Origin of the sequence: Streptomyces sp. E-08, assembly GCF_049913095.1 — a bacterium.
GTDB lineage: Bacteria > Actinomycetota > Actinomycetes > Streptomycetales > Streptomycetaceae > Streptomyces.
The window spans coordinates 8,413,030-8,437,073 of the sequence record NZ_CP183971.1; the positions used below are offsets into that span (position 1 = coordinate 8,413,030).

At 71.4% G+C, this 24,044-nt stretch carries 21 protein-coding genes and 1 riboswitch; of the genes, 8 read left to right on the forward strand and 13 right to left on the reverse strand.

The genetic code is table 11. From position 1 onward, the window contains the following. Positions 1-98 precede the first annotated feature (98 nt). From ACN9MM_RS38525 to ACN9MM_RS38535, 3 genes are all read right to left on the reverse strand, one after another. Positions 99-1,922 carry an alpha/beta fold hydrolase gene (locus ACN9MM_RS38525; RefSeq protein WP_426368487.1) on the reverse strand — a complete coding sequence of 608 codons (1,824 nt, stop codon included), beginning with the start codon at positions 1,920-1,922 and terminating at the stop codon, positions 99-101. Next, the gene (locus ACN9MM_RS38530) at positions 1,919-2,512 is read right to left on the reverse strand and encodes a TetR/AcrR family transcriptional regulator (RefSeq protein WP_426368488.1); all 594 of its coding nucleotides are present in this window, start codon (positions 2,510-2,512) and stop codon (positions 1,919-1,921) included. Before ACN9MM_RS38530 ends, ACN9MM_RS38525 begins: the two co-directional genes overlap by 4 nt. Before the next feature lie 110 nt (positions 2,513-2,622). Next, on the reverse strand, positions 2,623-3,384 hold the full coding sequence (locus ACN9MM_RS38535) for a class I SAM-dependent methyltransferase (protein WP_426368936.1): 762 nt from the start codon (positions 3,382-3,384) through the stop codon (positions 2,623-2,625). Positions 3,385-3,822: 438 nt separating this feature from the next. Between ACN9MM_RS38535 and ACN9MM_RS38540 the strand changes: the two genes are divergently transcribed. Beyond that, positions 3,823-5,226 (forward strand): DUF7507 domain-containing protein, encoded by a 1,404-nt coding sequence (locus ACN9MM_RS38540; RefSeq protein WP_426368489.1) that lies wholly within the window; start codon positions 3,823-3,825, stop codon positions 5,224-5,226. A gap of 261 nt (positions 5,227-5,487) precedes the next feature. On the opposite strand, the gene ACN9MM_RS38545 is transcribed toward ACN9MM_RS38540, so the two are convergent. Beyond that, positions 5,488-7,497 carry an ATP-binding protein gene (locus tag ACN9MM_RS38545; RefSeq protein WP_426368490.1) on the reverse strand — a complete coding sequence of 670 codons (2,010 nt, stop codon included), beginning with the start codon at positions 7,495-7,497 and terminating at the stop codon, positions 5,488-5,490. A 176-nt stretch (positions 7,498-7,673) separates the two neighbouring features. Then, the gene (locus tag ACN9MM_RS38550; RefSeq protein ID WP_426368491.1) at positions 7,674-8,033 is read right to left on the reverse strand and encodes a hypothetical protein; all 360 of its coding nucleotides are present in this window, start codon (positions 8,031-8,033) and stop codon (positions 7,674-7,676) included. 448 nt (positions 8,034-8,481) lie between these two features. Between ACN9MM_RS38550 and ACN9MM_RS38555 the strand changes: the two genes are divergently transcribed. After that, positions 8,482-9,345, forward strand: coding sequence for an oxygenase MpaB family protein (locus tag ACN9MM_RS38555; RefSeq protein ID WP_426368937.1), 864 nt, complete (start codon positions 8,482-8,484; stop codon positions 9,343-9,345). A gap of 40 nt (positions 9,346-9,385) precedes the next feature. Here the strand turns inward: ACN9MM_RS38555 and ACN9MM_RS38560 are convergent, their stop codons facing one another. Next, entirely contained in the window at positions 9,386-10,156 is a 771-nt protein-coding gene (locus ACN9MM_RS38560) for a class I SAM-dependent DNA methyltransferase (RefSeq protein ID WP_426368492.1), read from the reverse strand. 58 nt (positions 10,157-10,214) lie between these two features. Continuing rightward, positions 10,215-10,937: an IclR family transcriptional regulator gene (locus ACN9MM_RS38565; protein ID WP_426368493.1), complete on the reverse strand. Its 723-nt coding sequence runs from the start codon at positions 10,935-10,937 to the stop codon at positions 10,215-10,217. Positions 10,938-11,125: 188 nt separating this feature from the next. Further along, positions 11,126-11,267: riboswitch (SAM riboswitch) on the reverse strand. Positions 11,268-11,652: 385 nt separating this feature from the next. Here ACN9MM_RS38565 and ACN9MM_RS38570 point away from each other — a divergent pair. The 5 genes from ACN9MM_RS38570 (at position 11,653) to ACN9MM_RS38590 (ending at position 16,395) form a co-directional block, all read left to right on the forward strand. Then, complete coding sequence (locus tag ACN9MM_RS38570; RefSeq protein WP_426368494.1) at positions 11,653-12,309, forward strand: hypothetical protein; 657 nt, start codon at positions 11,653-11,655, stop codon at positions 12,307-12,309. A 347-nt stretch (positions 12,310-12,656) separates the two neighbouring features. Continuing rightward, complete coding sequence (locus ACN9MM_RS38575) at positions 12,657-13,295, forward strand: hypothetical protein (RefSeq protein WP_426368495.1); 639 nt, start codon at positions 12,657-12,659, stop codon at positions 13,293-13,295. A 228-nt stretch (positions 13,296-13,523) separates the two neighbouring features. Next, on the forward strand, positions 13,524-13,754 hold the full coding sequence (locus ACN9MM_RS38580; protein WP_383665055.1) for a ferredoxin: 231 nt from the start codon (positions 13,524-13,526) through the stop codon (positions 13,752-13,754). Further along, positions 13,711-15,135: an NAD(P)/FAD-dependent oxidoreductase gene (locus tag ACN9MM_RS38585; protein WP_426368496.1), complete on the forward strand. Its 1,425-nt coding sequence runs from the start codon at positions 13,711-13,713 to the stop codon at positions 15,133-15,135. The genes ACN9MM_RS38580 and ACN9MM_RS38585 overlap by 44 nt, the downstream gene beginning before the upstream one ends. A gap of 24 nt (positions 15,136-15,159) precedes the next feature. Beyond that, positions 15,160-16,395: a cytochrome P450 gene (locus tag ACN9MM_RS38590; RefSeq protein ID WP_426368497.1), complete on the forward strand. Its 1,236-nt coding sequence runs from the start codon at positions 15,160-15,162 to the stop codon at positions 16,393-16,395. A 57-nt stretch (positions 16,396-16,452) separates the two neighbouring features. Here the strand turns inward: ACN9MM_RS38590 and ACN9MM_RS38595 are convergent, their stop codons facing one another. From ACN9MM_RS38595 to ACN9MM_RS38620, 6 genes are all read right to left on the reverse strand, one after another. Then, positions 16,453-17,121, reverse strand: coding sequence for a response regulator (locus ACN9MM_RS38595; RefSeq protein WP_426368498.1), 669 nt, complete (start codon positions 17,119-17,121; stop codon positions 16,453-16,455). Further along, a complete protein-coding gene (locus ACN9MM_RS38600; RefSeq protein ID WP_426368938.1) occupies positions 17,118-18,221 on the reverse strand; it encodes a sensor histidine kinase in 1,104 nt (367 codons plus the stop codon). The genes ACN9MM_RS38595 and ACN9MM_RS38600 overlap by 4 nt, the downstream gene beginning before the upstream one ends. Positions 18,222-18,322: 101 nt before the next feature. Next, complete coding sequence (locus ACN9MM_RS38605; protein WP_426368499.1) at positions 18,323-18,859, reverse strand: hypothetical protein; 537 nt, start codon at positions 18,857-18,859, stop codon at positions 18,323-18,325. Positions 18,860-19,042: 183 nt separating this feature from the next. Then, complete coding sequence (locus ACN9MM_RS38610) at positions 19,043-20,353, reverse strand: MFS transporter (RefSeq protein ID WP_426368500.1); 1,311 nt, start codon at positions 20,351-20,353, stop codon at positions 19,043-19,045. Beyond that, positions 20,350-20,889: an ArsR/SmtB family transcription factor gene (locus ACN9MM_RS38615; RefSeq protein WP_426368501.1), complete on the reverse strand. Its 540-nt coding sequence runs from the start codon at positions 20,887-20,889 to the stop codon at positions 20,350-20,352. Before ACN9MM_RS38615 ends, ACN9MM_RS38610 begins: the two co-directional genes overlap by 4 nt. Before the next feature lie 109 nt (positions 20,890-20,998). Next, on the reverse strand, positions 20,999-22,195 hold the full coding sequence (locus ACN9MM_RS38620) for a low temperature requirement protein A (RefSeq protein ID WP_426368502.1): 1,197 nt from the start codon (positions 22,193-22,195) through the stop codon (positions 20,999-21,001). Between the two features lie 305 nt (positions 22,196-22,500). On the opposite strand from ACN9MM_RS38620, the gene ACN9MM_RS38625 reads away from it, so the two are divergent. Continuing rightward, entirely contained in the window at positions 22,501-23,898 is a 1,398-nt protein-coding gene (locus tag ACN9MM_RS38625; protein WP_426368503.1) for a DUF5685 family protein, read from the forward strand. Positions 23,899-24,044: the final 146 nt, after the last annotated feature.

Here is a 24,044-nt window from a genome sequence, read left to right on the forward strand (position 1 = left end):
CGGCGCTGCGTCGGGAGGCGCACCGTACGGCGGCGGCACCCGGTGCGACGGGCACGCGCCCTGATCGCCTACGGCGTTCCCCGACGCGCACCCCGACCTCAGCGTGAGCGTTCGCATACCGACCTGACGCCCGGTTCGACCTGCGAACCCGGGACTTCCCCGATGGCCTGAGCGACGTCTTCCGCGTGCGTCAGCTGGGGATGGTGCCCCGCGCCGTCGATCACGGTCACGGTGGCGTGCGGGAGGGTGTCGAGCAGGGCGCGTCCCTCGGAGGTCAGCGGATCGTCGGAGCCCGTGACGATGTGGACGCGCCCCGGAAAGCGCTGCAACCTGGCCCGGAGATCGGTGCGCCACCGCACGCTTGCGGTGGCCGCCAGGAGCCGGGCGGTGGTGGCCGCGGTGGTGCCGCGGCGCAGGTCCGCGACCGCCGATCGGAGCGCGGACGCGTGCTCCGTGGTGCCGGTCAGCCGTTCGGACAGTGCCGCGGGAGTCGTACGGCTCAGAAGCCCGCGGGTCAGGAGCGTCCACGTGGCCATGCGGGGCGGGGAGGCCTGCAGGAAGAACGGCGACACGAGCGTGAGCTGGTCCACCTCGTCCGGATGGGCGGCCGCGGCCTCGACGGCCGTGGCGGCGCCGACGGAGTGGCCCACCAGGTGACGGGCACCGGTCTCGGTCACCAGCGCGGACAGCCAGGAAGGCCAGTCGTCGCGGCTCCCGGTGCTCATGCCCAGGCCCGGCAGGTCGACGGCGCGGGCGTGCCCGACCGCCGCGACGACGGGCGCCCAGGTGTCGGCGTTGACCGGCAGGCCGGGCAGCACCACCGTGGCCGCGTCCTCCCGACCCAGTTCGAACGTCCGTACTCCGCCCTGCTCGGTGAACCGCCTGTCACCCGCGGGGGCGTCGCCGAAGCGGTGGGCCGCGAGGTGGTCGGCCCAGCGGTGGAGCGTCGTGGCGGTATCCGGCATGCGCAGCCCGTGCCGGGCGGCGAAGGCACGGGCGGAGTCGGTCGGGTAGCGGTCCTCCGACAGGAACGTCAGCGTCTCCGGGTCGGCCTTCGTGAGCCGGCGGGGAAGCCGCTTGAGCAGGGGCACCGGCACCCGGGTCCGGGGTGCCTTGACGCCGTAGTGCTCAGCTACCAGCGTGAGGAGGTCGGGCAGCCCGGGAGTGGCGTCGTCCAGCAGCCAGTAGGCGGTGCGTTCGGTGGACGCGTCCACCGGCAGCAGCGTCATGAACCGTGCGAGGTAGTCGGCGGCGACGACGGGAACGAAGGTCCGCCCATTGCCCGGCAGTGCGGCGAGCGAGCCCTGCCAGAGGTCTTTCAGGTTGGAGGCGAGTCCCAGGTACTGGTCGGACTCTCCGGTGGCGCTGTCCCCGATGACGCTGGCCGGGTTGACGATGGACCAGGGCACGTCCGACCGCGCTGCGAGATCCTGGAAGACGGCGTCCGCCTCGACCCTGGACGCCTCGTACGGGCCGAGCGCCCGGTACGTCTCGCGTCGGCGCTCCTCGCTCCACGGAGCGGAGTCCTGTCCGCCCACGCGGTATCCGGACACCTGGACCAGGCGGCGCAGGTTCGGCATCCGCGCGGCGAACGCGACGACTGCGCGGATGCTGTCCACGTTGGCGCGACGCGCCTCGTGCACGGACATCCCGAACCGGTAGGCGCCGGCGCAGTTGTAGATCTCGGTGACGTCGTCGTACGCGCCCTCGATCAGTGACGCCTTGGTGAAGTCGACCCGGAGGTCCGCCGGGACCTGGTCGTGCCCGCGCTCCGCCAGCCACCGGGTCAGCCGCAGATAGGACGCATGGCTTCGGGAGGCCGCGTGCACCCGCACACCGGCCTGACCGAGCGCGAGAACCACATGGCGCCCGATGAAGCCGCTCGCGCCGAGCACCACCGCGTGCCTGTCCTCCGTGCTCACGCCGAGACCTCCGTACCCGGCTCCAGCAGCGTGGTGATCGCCTGAGCGGCGCAGTACAGCGGCTCGGTGGACCGCTGGGCCCGTGACACGATCACCGCTCCCTCCACCATGCTGACCATGGCGGTCGCGAGGGCACGTGCGGCGTGCCGAGGGTGACCGTGGGAGACGAGCAGCTCGCTCACCGGCGAGATCCACGACTCGAAGGCACGGGCGCAGGCGTCTCGCAGCCGGTCGCTCTGCGCCCCCATCTCCAGCGTCACGACCGAGACCGGGCATCCCAACTGGAAGTCGCCGGCGTCCAGCATCCCGGCCAGCTCATCGATCACATGGCGCAACACGGCAGCCGGTGTCGACGACTCCTGCGCGGAGTCGGCGACGAGCGCGCCGAACTGCGCGGCGGCGAGTTGGACGGCCTTCTCGCCGAGGGCCTCCTTCCCCTGGGGGAAGTGGAAGTAGAGGGAGCCCTTCGGGGCGCCCGAGTGCTCCACCACCGTGTTGAGCCCCGTACCGCTGTATCCGTGACGCTGGATCAGCTCCAGCATCGACTCCGCCAGCCGCAGGCTGGTCCTTGCTCCCTTGGTTTCCGCCATGCGCAAAGAATAGACCGGTCTACATATTCCACAAGTCCCCGCCGCCCGAACGCCGTTCGCCCGGGTCCGCAGGGGAGGCCACTGCCACTACGCGGACGAGGGTCCTCTGCTCAGGCCGAGCAGAGGAAGACGTACGCCGTCATCGGCGCGGAGACGGGCCCCGGGCCCAGGCGGGTGGTCATCTCCCGGGTGACGGTGTCCTGGACGGCAGCGACGTCTCCGTGCTGCTCGACCGCCGCGCGGACCGGCGTCCCGGCGAGAAACCCGAGGGCGACATCGGCGGCCGACGGAGCCCGACCCTCCAGCGTGATCTCCCGCTCCTCCTCTACGGCGAACCCGGCGGCGGCAAGGTCGGTGGCTACGACGGCGCGGTCGGCGTAGCCGTGCGGGATGGTCCGGATGAACCGAGGCGGGTCGACGGGAAGAGCCCGCTCCAACCCGGCCTGGAGCGCGGCAGCGAACACGTGCGTGTCGAGCGGGCCCCAGGTGTTGAACAGGAACCGGCCACCCGGAGCCAGCACCCGGCGAACCTCGTCGTAGGCCGCGACCCGGTCGGGGAAGAACATCACGCCGAACTGGCAGACCACCAGGTCGAAGACGTGGTCCGGAAACGGCAGCCGCTGCGCGTCGGCCTGACGCCACACCGCACCCGGAGCCCGGGACGAGCCGAAGGTGACCATGGTGTCGTTCAGATCGGTGGCCGTCACCTCGGCGTCCGGCACCGCGGAGAGCAGGCCCGACGTCAAGACACCGGTGCCCGCGGCCAGTTCGAGAACGCGACGAGGGCCAAGCGCCACCACCCGGGCGGCGAGATCATCGGCGAAGGGCCGGAAGACCGCCGGCACGAGGTACTGCTCGTACACCGCGGGCATGGACTCGGACCACCGCCGGTCGGCATCGATTCCCGTCACCCCCGAGACGCTAGCGCCGCGCCAGAAGGCCCGGGGCCTCGACGCGCCCCGCGTCAACCAAGAGGGCTTCGATTCACTCTTTCCGGTGGCGTGTGAACGCCAGAGGGCAGTGCCATCCGGTCAGCACGAGAGGTACGGACGCGGACAGTGCTCCAGGAAGGGCAGGCGGGGCCACTGTGAGCGACCGGTGAGGGGCGGCAGCACCGTAGCGCGCGAGGTCGATCAGGGTAAACCCGCCGGTCGCCGCTGGCCGGGACGCCCCCACCCCGGCTGTACGCGGCACTGCCGGGGGCGCTGAGCTACAGAGCGTTCCGGGCTCCCTCTCCCATCCCCGCCGCAACGCGGCCACCGGGGCGGGGGGAGCCCCTTGCGCACCGTCGACCGATCGGAGATGTCACCATGAGCACACCTCCTTCCGTCCCGCTCCGGGTCGCCCTCGTCAACGGAAGCTTCGAGCAGCCGTCCGTCACCGACATGGCCTTCCTGCCGGACGCCTCGCAGACGCAGGCGCCGCGGCACGTCCCGGGCTGGCTCACCACCGCCACCGACCACATGGTCGAGGTGTGGCACTCGGGCTTCAACGGCGTTCCCTCCGCGGAGGGCGAGCAGTTCGCCGAACTCAACGCCAACCAGGTCTCCACCCTCTACCAGGACCTGCCGACCACTCCCGGCACCAAGCTGTACTGGCGGCTCTACCACCGAGGGCGGCAGGGGCAGGACACCATGGCCCTGGACATCGGCACCCCGGGCAGCGTGGTCGAACAGCGCACCTTCACCGACGGCAACACCGCGTGGGGGTACTACACCGGCACCTACACCGTCCCGGCCGGGCAGACCACCACCCGTTTCGCCTTCCGATCCGTCTCGGCGGCCGGCGGCAACCGCGGAATCGGCAACTTCCTCGACGGAGTGTTCTTCGGAACCGCCCCCCACGTGGTGCTCACCAAGTCCGCCGTTCCGTCGGGTCCGTTGGACGTCGGTGACGTCGTCACCTACCGCATCACCGCCAGGAACGAAGGCGGCGGCGCCGCCGAGCGGCTCACCCTCACCGACGTCCTGCCGCCGGGGACGACGTACGTGCCCGGCTCCCTGCGGATCATCGACGGCCCGAACGCGGGCGTGAAGACCGATGGGGCGGGCGACGATCAGGCCGCGTACGACCCCGCGAGCGACACGGTGGTCTTCCGGCTCGGCACCGGAGCCTCCGCCTCACAGGGCGGCAGTCTGGTCAACACCGCCGCGCTGCCGGAGGGCACCACCGTCGAGTACCGGGTCACCCTCGGCCTGGAGACGGCGGGTACCCGGGTCACCAACACCGCTGCCGCCACCTACGAGAACCGGCTCGGTTCCGCCCCCGAGCCGCTGACGGCCACGTCCGACGAAGCCGTGACCGAAGTCAGGCCCGCCGCCGATCTGGACGTGACGAAGGCGGCCGACGCGACCACCGTGACCGTCGGACAGACCGTGACCTACCGACTGACCGTCCACAACGCCGGTCCCAGCCCGGCGACCGGCGTCACGGTCGCCGACCGGCTCCCGAGCGGGCTCGTCTTCCTGTCCGCCGACGCCGACGCCGGTGCCTACGCCCCGGAGACCGGGCGGTGGTCCGTGGGCGAACTGGCCGTCGGGGCCCGCGCGACCCTCGTCCTGCGGGCGAAGGCCACCAGGCCCGCCCGCGTCACCAACACGGCCACCGTCACCGCTGTCGAGAAGGACCCCGACCCGGCCGACAACACGGACTCCGTCACCGTCTGCGTCGATCCGGCACCGGCCTGCTGCGCCCCGTGCGTCCCCCGCGCCTGATCCGACGCGCGAGGGGTGGGGCCGGGCTGCCCCAGGTGTGACGTGCCGCATGCGGGAGGGTCGACGTCGCCCGACCGAGGGCAGAGCGCACGGTGAGAGAGGGCAGTCAGGCCGCAGGGGCCGGAGCCACACGGCATCCGGCCCCTGCGGTCCCACGGACACCGGTCGATCCGACGTCGCCCGCGCGCCGTGCGACGTCCCCCGCGCACGGCGCCCGCACCCGTGGGGGCGACCTCCTCCGAACCCGTTCCCCGTCTGGGTTCAGGGGTTCTTGAGCACGTCGTTCAGAGTCTCGAACGGGTCGGTGAGCGTGGCCAGGACATAGGCATGGTCGTACGCCTCGCTCCCGATCTGCAGACGTGCCGACCGCTCCGAGTGTTCCCGCAGGGGACCCAGCTCCGGGGTACCCCGCTGCGGATGTCCGACCATGTCCCAGAACGCCTGCCCCGCGCCGTACGCCGTGGCGGACTCCTCCGCCCGTTCCAGCGCCGCCAGGGCGGCCGCCAGCAGATCGAGACCGAGGGCCAGTCCGAACGCGTCGCCGATCGTCTGCTTGCCCCGCAGCATCGACCTCGCGTGGGCGGCGGCGTCGGCCGAGCGCTTCTCGCTCAGCGCTATCACCGCCAGCTGGTACTCGGCGTAGGACCGGGTCCAGTGTTCTCCCGCCGACACGGAGTCCGCCCGCAGGGCCTCCGCCTCGGCACGTGCCCGGCGAAGGGAGCCCGACGCCGTCAGCGCGAACACGCGGACCAGCCGGCACCGGGCCGCCGCAGGCGTGTCCCCCGCGAGGAGCGCCAGCGCCCGATCCGCGGCGTCGACGACCTTCAGGGGTTCTCCGCGGAGCAGCATGACGAGGCCCAGGAGGTAGGTGGCGTCCGCGAGCAGCTCCGGGTCCGCGCCGGCCAGCGCCTGTTCCCGTGCTCGTGCGCCGAGCCGGGCGGCCGACTCGTACTCCCCGCGGAGGCAGCGCACCACTCCAAGGGCCCAGCACGCCCGTGCCAAGGTGTCGGCGGGTTCGGCGACGAGCTGCAGGCACTCCTCCAAATAGTGTCCGGCCTCGTGCAGTTGGCCGCAGCAGGCCCAGAAGAAGCCGAGCTTCCCGGCCATCGCCGCCGCCAGTGGGGGATCGGTGGCGAGCAGGTGGTCGAGTGCGGCGCACAGGTCGCCGAAGCAGCTGACCAGCCGGGTGTAGGCCTCTGCCTGGCGGGGCCCCCACCAGTCACGCTGGGCGGACGCGGCGAGCTCGTGGAAGCGCCACGCGTGACGGTCGGCGGTCGCCCGCGTCTCGGCGAGCTCCGCGAGCCACATGGCCCCGTACTCGCGTACGGTGTCGAGCATCCGCAGCCGGCCGTCGTGCACCGTGACGATGCTCTTGCGCCGCAGCCCGGCGAGAGCCTTCTCCACCGCGGCACCGGTCAACGGTCCGCCGCCGCACACCCGTACGACGTCCTCCGGAGCGGCGTCGGTTCGGAACACCGACAGCCTCGCCCACAGCAGCCGCTCATGCGGCTCGCACAGCTCGTGACTCCACCCGATCGTGGTGAGCAGCGCACGGTGACGCGCCGGGCGCACCGTGCTCTCCGAGCCTGCCGTGAGCGCGAGCCTGCCGCGCAGCACCCTGGCCATGATGCGTACCGGCCTGTCCGAGAGCTGTGCGGCGGCCAGTTCCAGGGCCAGGGGAATGCCCTCGAGCCAGTGGCACACCTCGCTCGCGGCCAGTCTCTCCTCGGGACTCTCCAGCGCTACGCCGACCGCCGCCGCCCGTGCGGCGAAGAGCTCCATCGCGTCCGAGTCCAGCGAGAGCGGGCCCAGGGGGACGAGCGCCTCGCCGACCGTGCCCAGCGGCTCCCGGCTGGTGGTGAGCACCACGAGCGCGGGGCAGCGGGCGAGCAGTGTCTCCACCAGCGCCGCGCACTCGGCGACCAGGTGCTCGCAGGAGTCGAGGACGAGCAGAACGCGACGCGCTCCGAGCCAGGTGGCCAGCGCGTCGAGGGGGTCCCGCGCCGAATGGTCCGACAGGCCGCACGCGTCCGCCACCAGCGGGATGAGGAGGGTCCCGCTGCCCAGCGACCACAGCGGGGCCCAGAGCACGCTCTCGAAGGCCTCGGGCGGGAGAAGACTCGCGGTCCGCGCCGCGAGGCGGGACTTCCCGACCCCGCCGGCCCCCACCAGCGTCACCAGTCTGCTCTGCTCCAACCGGGCGCTCAGCTCGGCGAGTTCATGTTCCCGACCGACGAAAGAACCGCGCTCCGGCGGCATCCGACTCTGCACCCCCGGATTGTGCGCGCGCCGAGCCCCTCCGCGCACCCAGCGGGGCGGACCGAAGGGGACTGTGCCGACGGTCGGACCCAGCGGTGTATGGATCGTGGTGGCTCAGGAACGGGCTGCGCCTCGGGAGGTGCACCGAGGGGGAGCGGGTGCACCCCCTGGACCCCGTCGGCCGTGCTTCACCGGTGGTGGCAGTCCCAGTGCGCCTTCACCCAGACCTTCTCCCAGTGCCCGGGAACGTAGACCCACTTCCCGTGGTGGTCGTGATGGCCCTTGCGCCAGGAGTCGTCATGGTTGACCCACTTCTTCTCCCAGTGGCCCGGGACCCACTTCTTCTCCCAGTGACCCTTCTTCCACTCGCACCGGTCGTGTCGGTCGTGCTGGTTGCCATGGTCGTCGGTCACGACGGACGTGGCGACGGACGACGGGGCGGGAGAGGCCACCGCCGAGCCGGACATGCCGAGCGCGACACCGCCTGCCAACAGGCCGGACGCGGCGGCACCCGCCACCAGTCGGCGGACTCGCATGGTCGTGGTCATGGAACACACCTCCTTCGAACGAGCCGAAATGGGATATCGCGGCGAGAGCCTGCGGGTGAGGAGCCATTCCGACTCGCGCGGCGATTGCCGGAAGCCGTGAGTCTCGCTGTGCACTTCGTAGCGGGTTCGAGGCGGCAGGCACCGTGAAGGGAACGGTGCGCGGAATCCGGGAACGGCCGCGTGCGACACCTTTGTCCCAGTGTGGCACGGTTGCCCTCCGCGCCGCTCTGCTCCGTTGCCGCGCCGGTACAGCGCGGGCGTGACGGGGCGCGTCCGAGGGGATTCGGGCAGCGGCTAGACACTGATGGAGTGATCCTTGGATCGGCCCAGCCTTGCGTGGCCGATGACGCACAGTGGCTCACTGAGGACTGGGTGTGTCACCGGAGGCGCCCAGAGGGCTGGGTGTGTCACCGGAGAAGCCCAGGAGAGGAGCGCGATCGCGGTGCCCCTGCTCGGAAGGCTGCGTACGAAGGCAGGCGATGCGCTCCTGCGGCGCGTGGCCGGTCCGGCGGCACACCGGAAGCGCGCCCGCATCCATGACACACCGGGGCCGCGCTGGTTCGCTCCGGACAGGCCGGTGCGGACCGTGCACGCCGATGCCTCGATGTACGTCGGCGGCCTTGCCGCGCTTCTGCTCCAGTCCCTGCACCCTGTCGCCATGGCGGCTGTCTGGGCGCACTCGGGTTTCCGCGGTGATCCGTGGGGCCGCCTGCAGCGGACCAGTACCTTCCTGGCGGAGACCACGTTCGGCACGGCGCGGGATGCCGAGCGGGCGGTGGAGCGGGTGCGCGGGGTGCACGCGAGGGTGACCGGGCGCACGGCGGGCGGAGTGCCCTACCGTGCTTCCGATCCGTCGTTGTTGTCCTGGGTGCACATGGCCGAGACGTACTGCTTCCTGGAGGCTCATCGACGCTACGGCCTGCATCCGCTGACCGGCGGGCAACAGGACGCGTACGTCGAGGACATGGCGTCGGTCGCCGTGCGGCTGGGCGTCACCGACCCGCCGGAGACCCGTGCCGGTCTCGTCGCAGCTCTCGGCAGCCGGCGCCGCGAGCTGGAGGCGACGGACGAGTCGTCGGCGACGGCCCGGTACCTGCTGGTGTCACCGCCTCTGCCGTGGCCGGCCCGCCTGCCCTACCTCCTGCTGGCGGCAGCCGCCGTGGACCTCTTGCCGTCGTGGGCCCAGGACCTTGTGCCGGTGCCCCGTCGGATCCGGTTCCTCCGCCGTTTCGCGCGACCCGGCGGTCTGGCGGTCACGGCGGCGATCCGCTGGGTGACGCCGCCGCTTCCCTCCGCAGATACCGATCGATGACCGGTACGTACCCTGACGTGCGGCCGTGCCTCGGGAGCCCTCAGGCGGGCTTGCGCCACACGGAGATGTGCTTCGGGGAGTCCTGGACGAAAGGTGTTCCGTCCCAGTCCGCGACGCGACGCTCCAGCTCCAGTCCGGCGATCCGTGCCATCAGGTCGAGCTCCGCCGGCCATGCGTACCGGTGCCGGGAACTGTCCCGGCGGTAGCGGCCGCCTGCGTTGTCGTTCGTACAGCTGTCGCTCGTGTGGCCGTCGCTCGTGAAATGGTGCGAGACGAGGATCTGCTCGACGAGGTCGAAGGTGTCGAAGCCGAGGTGTCGCTCGGAGACGTCGAACGGCACCGCGACCTGGCCCGGCGGCAGCAACCGCAGGGGCGGTACGCCCAGTTCGATGACGAACCGGCCTCCGGGTGCCAGGTGACGCGCGGCGTTGCGGAAGCACTCGACCTGCTCGTCCTGCGTGAGCAGGTTCGTGATGGTGTTGTAGACGAGATAGACCAGGGAGAATTCCCCGGGGACGACGGTCACGGCCATGTCCCCGATGGTCACCGGCAGGGCGTCGGCGTCGACCTTGCGCCGGAGAACGGCCGCCATGTGCTCGGAGAGTTCGATGCCCGTCACCGGCACGCCACGTTCCCGGAGCGGGACGCCCACGCGTCCGGTTCCGATGGCGAACTCCAGTGCCTGGCCGTCTCCGGCGAGGTCGGCGAGGAAGGCGAGAGTCGGTCCGAGGACGGCGGCCGAGGACATCTCGGTCTCCTCGGCGTCGTAGCGGTCGGCGGTCGCGCGGGTCCACAGCTCACTGCTTGTCACGGCCGGCCACTCTGCCCGGCGCGGGGCGTCGCTGTCGACCGATATGCGCTCACCAGGGTCATGCGTGGGAGACGACTTCGGTGAGGCGGTCGGCCGCGGCGACGGCGGCCTTCGCGAGCCGGGCGCCGGGCTGTCGGGTGAGGCGCTGGATCGGGCCGGTGACCGTGACGGCGGCCACGACGCGGTCGGACGGGCCGCGGACCGGCGCCGAGACGGAGGCCATTCCGGGCTCGCGCTCACCGATCGACTGGGCCCAGCCCCGGCGCCGTACGCCACTGAGGGCGGTGGCCGTGAAGCGAGCACCTTGCAGGCCCTGGTAGAAGCGCTCGGGTTCCTCCCAGGCCAGCAGGACCTGGGCGGCGGAGCCGACCTTCATGGGGAGCGTGGACCCCACCGGCACGATGTCGCGCAGGCCGGACGTCCGCTCGGCTGCGGCGACGCAGACGCGCATCTCGCCCTGGCGGCGGTAGAGCTGCGCACTCTCGCCAGTGGCGTCCCGAAGGGAGGTGAGGACCGGACCGGCTGCGGTCAGCAGGCAGTCCTCGTCCGCGGCAGCCGAGAGCTCGGCAAGGCGAGGGCCGAGGACGAAGCGGCCCTGTACGTCCCTGGCGACCAGACGGTGGCGCTCGAGTGCGATGGCGAGCCGATGGGCCGTGGGCCGTGACAGACCGGTGGACGAGACCAGTCCCGCCAGAGTGGCCGGGCCTGCCGCCAGCGCACCGAGGATCACCGCGGCCTTGTCGAGGACGCCCACACCACTAGAAATATCCGAAATGTCCATGAAAAGGGGTACTCCAGTCTCGGTCGCGCGCGAAGACTCGCGGCGATCTCACGCAGGGAAGGTGGGAATGCTCAGCGGGGAAGAGCCGAAAAGGTCGGCCGATATGCCGCGGCGATCACGAGATGGGTACGCGGAATGCCCGGGACAGGCAGAGCCAGGGCGAAGGACAGCACAGAGAGCACCGTGTCTCCTCATCTTTTCCCACGCCACGTTGGCGCAGGCCGGAGTTGGCACTGATCCCTACGGCGCGGCGCGAACATGGAGCGCCGAGTCGATCGGGGAGTTGCCGGGGCTTCGTAGGGCCGGTCCCTCCACCCCTCTGGATGATTCGCGGAGAACCATACAAGACTCCCGCGGCCACCTGCCACCGGCCTCCTCTTCAGGCGAGCGGCGGGTCAGGCGGGCGGTGCGCGACACCACCCCCGGGTGCCCAAGAGGAGTCAGTGGGGGTGACAGTGCCGGACCGTCGGCGCCGGGATCCCGCCTCCGGCTCCCTCGGTGTCAAGTCCGAGTCGGGTCAACTCATCTGACGTTCCGTCAGGAGTGGCGAGAATCTTGCCTGGACACCCCTACCGGCCGGTTCTACTCTCAAGTCACTTTGCGCGGTTCCCCCACGCACCACACGTACGCACCCCGCTCGACAGCACCCCGCGCACCGCACCATGCGACGACCCGCACCTCCTCGCACCCCACCGTCGATCACCGAGGAGAACTCATGTCCAAGCTGCTCGTCTCCCTCACCGGCCTCGCCGCCGCCGGAGCCCTCGCCTTCGGGGCCAACGGCACGCAGGCCGCCTCCACCACCGTCTTACCTGCCGGCCACTCCTTCGCCGCCAAGCTCACCGGCAAGGCCACCTTCGTCGCCGGGTCGACCACGATGACCTGCACCGTCTCCGCCTCCGTACCGACGAGCGGAGCCAACAACGCCGTCCCCGCAGCCCCCGGCAACCACAACGCCGCGGGCCCCGTCTCCGTCCCCGTCAACCCGCCCAGCTTCAGCGGCTGCAGCACCAGCATCTTCGGCGTGAACGTGACCATCACGAGCAACGCCACCAACGGCCCCTGGACGCTCTCCCTCCAGAACGGCGCCCCCGCCACCGGCGGCTTCACCATCCCCAAGGGCGGCGTCGTCCTCAAGACCAGCGGCCTCGCCAGCTGCACCATCACCGCGTCGCCGGCCGGACCCACCGCCGTCAACGGAAGCTGGGCCAACGGCACCCCGTCCCAGCTGGCGATCGCCAACGCCCCCGTCCCCGCGACCGCCACGGGTGGCTTCCTCTGCCCGACCGGCAACCAGTCCGCGACCTTCAGCGCCACGTACCAGCTCAGCGACACCACGGACCCGTCCCAGCAGATCACGGTGACCGGCTGAGCCGCCGACCGCCCGACCAGAGGGCCGCCTGACCGCCTGACCGGTCGGCCGCCCCGGCGGACCCTGCGCGTCCCGGCCCGGATCACGCGGCAGGGCGCCGACGGCGAGTGACCGTCGCAGCGAACCGGCCTCCGCAGCGGCCCGCCCACCGGCAGACCGGAGGGCGGGCCGTCGGCGGATCCCGGCCCGCACGGGCGGTCGCCGTCCCGCCTCCCCTACCACGACGACTCGCCCCAACCATGGCCTGTATGGCGCACCGAGCTTTTCCTCCCGGGTGACTCCAGTGGCGCGCGTTCCGCGACCACGGGTGTCTGGACGAAGGAAGCGCAGGCAGGAAGTGGGAGAGCATGGAGCGGAAGCACAAGCGCCTCGCGACGCGGTGGGCCGCCGGGGTGGCGGGAGCGGTGTTCGCGATCCTGACGGCCACGGCGATCGTCCTGGTACGGGTCGCCCTGCCGAGCGGCGTCGACGGCGCCGGAGCGACCGTGGACGCGGGGCAGCGGAGCGCCGTGCGGACGGCGCTGGAACTGATCCCCTTCGCAGGCATCGCGTTCCTGTGGTTCATGGGCGCCCTGCGCGAGCAGGGAGGCGACCGTGAGGACAAGTTCGTCTCCACGGTCTTCCTCGGCAGCGGTCTGGTCTTCGTCGCCACGCTCTACGGCGCCGCGGCGGCGGCCTGGAGCACGATCGATGAGGGCGCGCAGGGCTCTTCCTTCGGCCGCGACGTCGCCTACGCCCTGCTGACCACCTACGCCATGCGGATGGCAGCGGTGTTCGTCATCACGACCTCGACCATCGGCCACCGGATCGGCATCCTCCCGCGCCCACTGACCGTCGTCGGCTACCTGGCGGGCCTGACGCTGCTCGTGGTGGGAGCGAGTGTTCCCTGGTCGGAGCTGGTCTTCCCGGCCTGGGTGCTGGTACTCAGCCTGAACATCCTGTGGGGCCGGCACCCCGCCGCGTCGCGGCCCGCCACCTCGACCTGATCGGGCCGGACCGCGCACCGCACGTCCCGCTCACCCGATGGCCTCGCTCACCAGATCACCCCGCTCATCCGATGGCCTCGCTCACCAATCACCCCGCTCACCCGATCGCCCCGCCGACCCGATCGCGCCGCTCACTCGATCGGTCCGCTCCCCATCGCAGTGGACCTCCCGGCCGACGAGAGTGGACGCAGGGGGCTTACCGGGCCATTGGAGAGGACCGATCCCGTGGTGAGCATTGCCGTCGATCTGAACCGCTGCCAGGGATACGCGCAGTGCGCGTTCCTCGCTCCCGAGATCTTCACCATGCACGGCGACGAGGCCCTGCTGTACGACCCCGACCCCGACGCCGAAGAGGCACTGCGCGAGAAGCTGGCCCAGGCCGCCGCGGCCTGCCCCGTACAGGCCATCCTCGTCGATGCCGTGGACGAACCGGCCGAGGCGGTGCCCGGTGCTCGGTGACGGAGCCTTGGACCAGCTCAAACGCGAGGGCCGCATCGTCGTCGTCGGCGCCTCGCTGGCAGGCCTGCGGGCTGCCGAGACCCTGCGGGCCAAGGGCTTCGCCGGGTCTCTGACCATGATCGGCGACGAGCCCTGGGAACCGTACGACCGGCCCCCGCTGTCCAAGGGGGTGCTCCTGGGCAGGGCGCGCGCCGATCGCACCGCGCTGCCCCGGCTCCGGTCCGTCGACGCGACCTGGCGGCTCGGCGTTCCCGCCACCGGCCTGGACATGGCCGCGAGGACGGTGCGGCTGGCCGACGGCGACGAGGTGCCGTACGACCGTCTGCTGATCGCCACCGGTGTCCGGGCGCGCCCGTGGCCGCGGGAGGAGGAGGCGGAACTCGACGGCGTCTTCGTGCTGCGCACCCGCGCCCACGGCGCCGCACTCGCCCGGCGCCTCGACGAGGGACCCAAACGGGTCCTCGTCATCGGCGGAGGGTTCGCCGGTTCGGAGGTCGCCTCCGCCTGCCGCGAACGCGGCCTCCCCGTCACCGTCGCCGAACGGGGCGCCGCACCCCTGGTCGGCGCACTCGGCGGAGTCGTCGCTGCGGTGGCCGGCGGCCTCCAGCGCGAGCACGGCGTGGACCTGCGGTGCGGGGTCATGGTGACCGCCCTGGAGGGCGACGCCTCCGGGCGGGTGCGTGCCGCGCACCTGTCTGACGGCTCCACCGTGGAGACCGACGTGGTGGTCGTCTCGCTCGGCGCCCTCCGTAACACCGAATGGCTGTACGGTTCCGGGCTCGGCGCCGGGCCCCGCGGCATCGCCTGCGACGCCGGGTGCCGGGCCTTCGACATCCGCGGAATCGTCACCGACGACATCTACGCCGCGGGCGACGTCGCCCGCACCCCCCACCCCCTCTTCGGGTACCAGTTCCTGTCACTGGAGCACTGGGGCAACGCCGTCGCCCAGGCGGAGATCGCGGCACACAACATGCTCAGCGCGAGCATCGACCGACTGCCGCACATGGACGTGCCGGCCTTCTGGTCCTCCCAGTTCGGCGTCAACATCAAGTCGGTCGGAGTGCCGTCGATGGCGACGGAGATCCTGATCTCGCAGGGCTCACTGGACAGCCGTCGGTTCGTCGGCGTCTACGGATACCAGGGGCGCGTCATCGGCGCCGTCTCCTTCGACCACGGCCGGTGGCTGCCGTTCTACAAGGAACTCATCGAGAGCACCGCGCCGTTCCCGCCGCAGTTCCCCACGGTCGACCGGCACGCGGACGGACAACGTCCGATGGACGCGGACTTCCCGGACCCCTCGGTCCCCAGCCACGGCCCCACCGTGACCCTCAGCGGATACTCGCCGGCCGACCGCCGGATCACGTTCACCCCCGCGCACTGACCCGCACGGCCACAAGGACCTGCCATGACGCAAACCCTGCTGCACCAGATCCTGGACTACGCCAACCGGGCCGACCCGTACCCGATCTACGAAGAGCTGCGGAGGACACCGGTCCATCACGGAGCCGACGGCCCGTACGTGATCAGCACCTACTACGAGATCCGCAGCCTTCTCCACGATCCCCGGATCAGCTCCGACGCCCGCAACCAGGCGTCCGGCGGCGCCGACCCGCTGGCGGAGTCGTCCGCCGAGGAGAGCGCCCTGCCGCCGAGCTTCCTACGACTCGACCCGCCGGAACACGACCGCATGCGACGCATGACGAACCGGCACTTCGGCCCGCCGCACTCCCCGCACCGGGTCGACGGCATGCGCCCGGAGCTCCGCGACATCGTCGACGGCCTCATCGACGGCCTCGCCGACCCGGGCCGGATCGACCTGGTGGAGGAGTTCTCCTACCCGTTCCCGGTGACGGTGATCTGCAGGCTGCTCGGAGTGCCGCGGGAGGACGAGGCACGCTTCCACACCTGGGCGGACACCCTCGCCGCCAGCCTGGACCCCGACCCGGACGGCGATGCCGCCGAGCGCGGCAAGGGTGCGCACGAGGCCCGGATGGAACTGGGGATGTACCTGGCGGGCCTGATCGAGGAGCGCCGCAAGAACCCCGGGGACGACATGCTCTCCCAGCTGGCGACGGCCAAGGGCGAGGACGGTCCCATGACCACGATGGAACTCCTCAGCACGGCGGCCCTGCTCCTGATCGCGGGGCACGAGACCACGGTCAACCTCATCACCAACGGAATACTGACCCTGCTGCGCAATCCCGACGTCCTCCAGCGCCTGCGGACCGAGCCGCGCCTGGCCGTGCCCATCGTCGAGGAACTGCTCCGCTTCGAGCCGCCGGTGCAGCTGCTTCCGGGGCGCACCACCCTCGCCGACATCGAGGTGCGCGGCGTCACCATCCCCAAGGGCTCCTCCCTCTGGCTGGTCCTGGCGTCAGGCAACCGCGACCCCCAGCGCTTCGAGAACCCGGACCGCTTCGACCCGGACCGCCCGGACGTCCAGCACCTCGGCCTGGGCAGCGGCATCCACAGCTGCTTCGGCGCACCGCTCGCCCGTCTGGAGGCCCAACTCGCCCTGTCGGAGCTGGCCCGGAGACTGGAGAACCCACGCCTGCTGGACGACCCGCCCCCGTACCGCCAGAACGCCGTACTGCGCGGGCCGCGCCATCTGCGGATCGCCTGCGACGGGATCCGGCCTTAGTCCGGCGCGGGGCCGGGTTCGGCGTCGGGCGGACGGGACCGCGCAGGGTCTCCGTCCTCACGCCAGTCCGGCGGCGATCGCCCGACGCACGGCCTCGGCCCGGTCCCGGATGCCGGCCTTGGCGAAGAGGTTGTTGATGTGCGTCTTGACCGTGGCCTCGCTGACGAACAGCTGCTCGGCGATCGCCCGGTTCGGGAGCCCCTGCCCGATCAGCGCCAGGACCTCGCGCTCTCGCGGGGTCAGGTCGTCGGGCAGAGGTCGGCCCGGCGCGGAGCGCTGGGTCCCGGTCACGGCGGCGAGCAGACGGTCGCGCACCTCGTGATCCAGGACCGACTGGCCGGCCGCAGCGGCGCGGATCGCGCGAGCGATGTCCTCACGGCCCGCGTTCTTCGTCAGATAGCCACGGGCACCCGCTGCCAGCGCGGCCATGATCGAGTCGTCGTCGGCGAACGTCGTGAGCACCACCACGGCCACGTCCGGGTGCGCCTCGCTCAGCCGACGAGTCGCTTCGGTCCCGTCCATCTCGGGCATTCTCAGGTCCATCAGGACGACGTCGACCGGCTCTTCGGCGACGACGTCCAGCACTTCGCGCCCGTTGGCGGCGGTCGCGACGACGCTGATGTCTCCGGCGAGTGCGAGGACCATCGCCAGGGGTTCGCGCACGGCGGCCTGGTCATCGGCGACGACCACGTTGATCGGGGGAGAGCCCGCTGCTGACCCGCTCATGCCGGAATCACCACCTCGACCTTCCAGCAGCCCCGTTCGGGGCCGGACGGCACGGGACCCGTCGTCACGGTTCCGTTCATGAGAGCGACGCGCTCGCGGATCCCGATCAGCCCCATCCCGCTCCCCGTACCAGTGGCGGACACCGGCATCGTCCCCGGCCCGTTGAGGATGCTCACAGTGGTCGTCCCCTCGTCGTACGACACCGTCACCCGCACCGTTCCACCAGGCGCGTGGCGAGTGGCGTTGGTCAAAGCCTCCTGCGCGATCCGCAGAAGGTCGTGGGCGGTCTGCGTCGGCAGCTCACGAACCGTCCCGGTCACCGTGAGGGCCTGGTGATGCCCCGACGACCCGAGCATGGCGGTGAGACTCTCCAGCAGGGGCAGGGCCTCCTCGCGCAGCGCCCGGACCGTCCACTGCGCCTGCTTCAGGCTCTCCCGTACCAGACTCTGCGCCCGGGCGGTCGCCTGCCGGGCCTTCTCCGTCTCGCCGACTTCGATCAGCGCGTCCGCCAGTTCGAGCTGCATGTTGATGCCGGCCAGGGAATGCGCGAGCACGTCGTGGACGTCCCGTGCCACCCGGCTTCGCTCGGTCAGCACCAGTGTCCGGGCTTCGGCGCGAGCGGCTCGCTCGGCTGATTCGGCAGCCGAGATCGCGGCCTCGACGGCCTGGTTCCGGCTCCGCCCCGACATCCCTGCCAGAACGAGCGCGCCGGTGGACAGCCCGGCCATGAACAACAGCCCCTGCTGACCCGGCTCGGCACCCCACGCCAGAGCGACGCCGCACAGCAGGCTCAGTGCCACCGCGAGAACCGTGGCCGGTCTGACGTTCAGCCGGTAGCCGATGAAAGCGGCCAGGAAGAAGGCGAAGAGCGACGCCGTCCCCGATTCCGAGGCGGCCATCAAAGCCGCCGCCGCAAGGACGCCGACCACCATCAGGAGCAGAAGGATGCGCTCGGGAACGAGCCTTCTGGGAACGAGCCGGAGGGCGAAGATCCCGAAGTTGACCGCGAAGAGGACCGCCACGACAAGACCACGGCCGCCGAAGCCCAAGGGCCGGAGCGTGAGGACCTCGACGACGAAGAGAACGGTCACCCACACCACCTGAGCGAGCCGGATGCGCTCCGTAGGCCCAGGATCGGCTCCCTCGGCCCTGCCGGGCATCCCCCGGTTCCTCAGTGGCATGCTGTGACGATACGGCATGATCACCTCACTCGGCCGGTGAGAGACACACCGTGCGTCGCGGGCCGCGTCGCACGGGCGACCACCTGGCTGCGTACGAAGATCGTGGCCAGACGGGTGACGACCTCGGCGACGGCCATCAGCAGAAGAGCGGTGACCCACGCCTGCTGGCCGGTGATCCGGTGCTCGATGCTGAACCTGCCGACATCGTCGGCGCCACCGTGGTCGACCCACAGCTGGAAGGCCAGCCGGGAGCCCATGCCGAGTACCCACAGGACCGCCGAGACGGCCCCGGCCTTGATCATCAGATCGCCGTTCAGCAAGCGGATCCGCGTGAAGATGCCACCGGCGATCCCGAGCACGGCACCCACCCCCGCCGTCACGGCGACGAGCACGAGGTCGTTGCCCTCCGTGGGCAGACCGTGCAGGTACTGGGAGGCGAAGAACGCCACGATCCCGAGAGGAATCAGATAGGACCGGGGCCCCAGCGGCCCCTCCCGCAGCTGCCGGAACACGATGAGGATGAGAGCGATGTCGACGAGCCAGTCAGTGAGAGTCATGGCTCAAGCATGTGGAAACCCCTGTTCTGACACCTGCACCCACGGGTGGAGGTACGGGTGGAGAAACACCACGCAACCGTCGCCACTCCGGGATGAAGCCCGACGGCTTACCGCGACACCTCGCACAGACCTCGGCAGCGATCGCCGGGTTCCTCCACTCCACGTGGGGCCAGGTCTGCTTGGTCACTTCGCGGTCGAACGGTGCCCACGAGCCTGCTCCTGAGCCGGATCCCGGGACTCCGGGTGTACTGGATCCGTGTCCTGGGCGGCGGCACTCAGGGCCGCCTCGACCCGGCGGTTCGTGGTCATGGTCGAGGTGACGGCGGTCATCGTCAGGAGGAGGCCTGCGGCTGTGTAGAGCGGGGTGCGGACGTCGTGGGTGGTGGCCAGCCAGCCGGCGAGGAAGGCGCCGAACGGGGCGGCGCACATGGCGAGCATGCGGGAGGTGGACGTGACGCGGCCCATCAGGTGGGCGGGGACGATCGCCTGCCGGAGGGAAGGGCCGAGCACCATCGTGGCTCCCACCCCCGCGCCGCAGACGGCGAGCGCGAGCCCGGCGACGTAGGGGTTCGGGGCGGCGGCGAGGCCCAGGATGGCGAGGCCCTCGACCGTGGCCGTGACGGTCAGCGCCGCGCCGGTGCCGAGTCGTCGGCCGAGGAAGGAGGCGATGCCCGCGCCGAGCAGACCGCCGGTGGCCTCCGCCGTGAGGAGCAGACCGAAGCCGAAGGTGTCGATGCCGAGACGAGCATGTGCGAAGAGGGCCAGTACGGTGTCCACGGCGACGAAGGCGACGTTCCCGACCGCCGGACGCAGCGCCAGTCCCAGCAGCAACCGATCCCGGAACACGTACGAGGCACCGGCCCGCGCCTGCCGCAGCAGCGACTCACGAGCCTTGGGCGGCGTGGGCCGAGGCGTGGCGGGCAGCGACCGTACGAGCAGCGCGGAGACCGCGAACGACACCGCGTCGGCGAGCAGCGGGACCGCCCGCCCGAGTGCGAGCAGAGCAGCCCCCGCGGGTGGCCCGGCGAAGCCGGACACGGCGGTCTGGGTGCCGCGCAGGCGGGAGTTGGCGCGCTCCAGGAGGGCGGGGGCGCGGCCGAGCAGATCCGGCAGATAGGCCGCGGCGGCCGTGTCGAAGAAGAGTCCACCGAGGCCGAGGAGGAAGGCGACGGTCGCGAGCAGCGGAATGCTCAGGACGTCGAGGACCGCCGCTGCCGCCGGTGTCGCGAGCAGCACCGCACGTGCCGCGTCCGTGACCCACATCGTGCGGCGGCGGTCCCAGCGGTCCACCAGCGCACCGCCGAGTACCCCGAAGAGCAGCCATGGCAGTGTGCCGGCGGCCGTGACGACGGCGAGCGCCATCGGGTCCCGCGTCAAGGTCAGCGCGAGCAGCGGCAGCGCGGCATGCAACACGCCGTCGCCGAGCGAGGACACCGTCTGAGCCGTCCACAGACGCCCGAACCCGGTGGGCAACTTCTTTACATCTGACGTCACTTGGTGTCCTCTCCGGCCTGCCCGCGCGACGACGGGTGGAACAGCGCGAAGACGAGCGACGTGTCCGGCAGCGACGGATCGGACAGTTCCCTGTACTCGTCCGCCAGCGCCTGCAGCCGCGCCCCCAGCTCCGCGAACTGCTCGTCGGTGAGCCGCAGATGTGCCATCCGTACGTGCCGCTCGCCGTCCTTCGGCGCGGCCTCCAGATCCGCCACGGCATGACGCATCAGCACATCCGGTCCTCCCTCGCCCGGATCCGGCAGCACGATCGCCCGCGCGGCCATGGCGTAGTACCGCTCGGTGACGCCCCGAACCTTTCGCGTCCGCACCACCTTCACCAGGCCGGCCCGCTCCAGCAGCCGCACGTGGTAACTCGAGCTGCCCTTCGCGAGGCCCACTCGCTCGGCGATCTGCGTGATCGTCGCGGGCTCGAAGCGGAGCACGGCCATGATCCGGTGGCGGGTGAGATTGGAGACGGCGCGGAGCTGCTCGTCCGTCGTGACGTGGAACGCCTCGGGAAGGTCATCGGTTGTCATGCGCACAATGGTCAACGTTTCTTGACCATTCTGGCAAGGGGTTTACTCCGACTCGCCACAGGACGTCGACACGCCGCGTGAGGCGTCACCGGTCGGGGTCACCCCGGAGTCATGGGCTGCTTCGTACGACGAGCTTCTCGTACAGCCACGGCCAGCGGGCCACCGCCACGAGGGCCCACGCCAGGACGGCCGGGGACCCACGGCCCGCGAAGGCGCCCAGGAGGATCGGCACGACGACCACGGGCACCCCGGCCCCCAGGGCCCAGCGGGTGCCTCGGCCGGATACCACTCCCGCCACGACGCCGACGGAAAGGAACACGGCGACGCTGCCGCACATGAGCCAACGCATCCCTGCCGGCAGCTGCTCCTCGACGTGCTCCACCGCCCCGCCGAGGGAGGCGGCGAGGGCGCCGAGCGCGCCCGTCGTCACGCAGTGCAGCGGCAGCGCGAAACGCGGAGCGAGCACACCGAAGCCCAGCAACGGAACCCCGCACGAGCGGCGCACCGCGAGTGCCCACAGCGCGAGCAGCAGGACGAAGGAGCCCACCGCCATCGAACCGAGGCGTGACGTCCAGTTCGCTTCCGACGAAGCCTCCACCGTCAGCGCGACGCTTTCGCCGATCACGATCAGGGTGAACAGCCCGAGTCGCTCGTCGAGATGCCGGGCGTCGAAGCGAGCGGCCGTCGGTCTCGGGCGGGGCTGCCGCTCGTGCTCGGCAGCGCGCTCCTCCCACTCCTCCTGCGCCCGGGCCAGGATCCGGTTCCGGGACAGGGCGAACGTGAGTCCCAGGTCGACGGCGAGACCGGCCGTCCACAGCCAGTAGCGGGTCGGCGCCTCGGCCCACACGGACACGATCCACGGGACGACCCCGAGAGACAGCTGCGCGACCGGCCAGTCCGCGAGGACCTCTCCACGCCCCTGCCAGAACCTCGACGCCAGGACCCGCACGAGCACGTACGCGAGGGCGAAGGCCCGTGCGTGCTCCGTGCGGACCTCGGGGACGGCGGCGGCCATCACGGCGAGCCCGAACATGCCGATCAGGACGGTTCGTGTGCGCACCTTGTCTGCGGCGACGTTTCCGTACGTCGTGAAGCACATCCACGCCGTCCAGAACGCCAGATACAGAAGGCAGTAGAAGCCCAGGTCATCTGCGCCCGGGACGCCGTGCAGCAGATGGGCCAGCTGGGCGACACCCGCGACGGCGATCAGGTCGAAGAACAACTCCAGCCATGAGGCATGCCGTTCGGCCTCGGCAGGAAGAGGAGGGGCCGGCGCGGTGCCGGGGGAGGCGTTCTCGGAAGTCATACCTGAGAGATCGGCCGGACCGCTCCCGCACTTCAGCCCGCAGTGCGTGGACCACGCCTCCGCCTGACGTCCGGAGCCCTGAGGCTCCCGGCGAGGAGCCGACCAGACGGTGCCTCACTGCACGTCCAGGGGCCAATGTCCGGCCTCCGGGGCAGCTGTCGGAGACGACCCCTCTAGGATGACGACCGCGTTTGACGACGGAACGGATGCGGTTGACGTCACACGCGGTCGCGTCAGGCGTGCGGTCGGCCGTGAGTCGTCCGACCGTATGCGCAGAGGTAGCTGTTCTACGGGGGAGATCTTCGGTGTTCGGAATCATCAGACCGTGCCGTCACCGGCTGGGCGAGGGCTTGCGTACCGAGTGGATGGCGCACCTGTGTGGGCTGTGCCTGGCGTTGCGCGGGGAGTACGGGCAGTTCGCGAGGACCGCCACCAACTACGACGGCCTGATCGTCTCGGTACTGACCGAGGCGCAGTCGGAGCGCACCGGCGACTGGCGGCGAGGGGCCGGTCCGTGCCCGCTGCGCGGGATGCGGTCGGCGGACGTGGCGCAGGGCGAGGGCGCGCGGCTGGCGGCCACGGTGTCACTGGTGCTCGCCGCTGCGAAGATACGTGACCATGTGGCGGACGGCGACGGCTTGATGGGACGCCGTCCGGTGGCGCTGGCGGCACGCCGGATCGCCCGCGGCTGGGACCGGGCGGGTGCCGCAGGCGGCGAGCGGCTCGGCTTCGACACCTCGGTGCTGATCGAGGCGGTCGAGCGCCAGCCGCAGATCGAGCGGTCGACCGGCCGAGGCGGCTCGCTGCTGACGGTCACGGAGCCCACCGAAACGGCTACCGCCGCTGCCTTCGCCTACACCGCCGTACTCACGGACCGCCCGGAGAACGCGGAACCGTTGACCGAAGCCGGCCGGCTCTTCGGTCGCCTGGCGCATCTCCTCGACGCGGTGGAGGACCTGGACGCGGACGAGGCGTCGGGCGCGTGGAACCCGATCGCCGTGACCGGCGCGGACCGTGCCGAGGTGCGCAGGCTCTGCGACGACGCCGTTCACGGAATCCGGCTTTCCCTGTCCGATGCCGTGTTCGTCGACGATCGGCTGGTACGGGCTCTGCTGGGCGGCGAGTTGGAGCGCGCCGTAGATCGGGTCTTCGACCCCCGCCATCGCCACCATCGCCACAGCCGCCCGGCGCGGGGCCTGCGCATGGTGCCTTGGCTGGGTCGCCGTACGGCGACGGAAGAGCCCTCCGGAGTCGGGACGGGCGCGGCCTGCGGCGTCGGCGCGCTTGCGGGTACGCCTCTGGGTGCCGCCCCGACGGCGTCGGGGCGGCACCCAGAGGGGGAGTGCCGTCGGTGTCGCGAGGTGCGCCGGCTGTGCCCCGATTGCAGGCTCTGCTACAACTGCTGCCGCTGCGACGACGACACGGATTCCGGGGACGGGGAGCCCTGGGAGTTCGGCGGCGGCAACGGCAACGGCGGTTCGAACCGGGATGCGTCCGGCAGGGACGGTTCCGGGGGTGACGGCTGGTTCGGCGGGCACGGCGGCGGCAACTCAGGCGGCTCCTCCGGTGGCTCCTCCGGCGGTTCGGGCGGAGGTAACTGGTCCGGTGGGGGCTCCGGTGGATCCGGCGGGGGCTCGGGTGACGGCTGCGGGGGCGGGGGCTGCTGCAACCCGTGCAAGTGCTGCTGCGACTGCTGTGACTGAGCGACGGATCAACCGGCGAACCCCGAGTGGTGCGCGCTGACAAAGGCACGTCAGCAAGCGCCAGACCGCATCGACTAGACGGGTGGTCAGCACCCTTGGGGCCCACGTAGAAGCGCTCGACGGGAAGCGGCTCACCAGGATTCCTG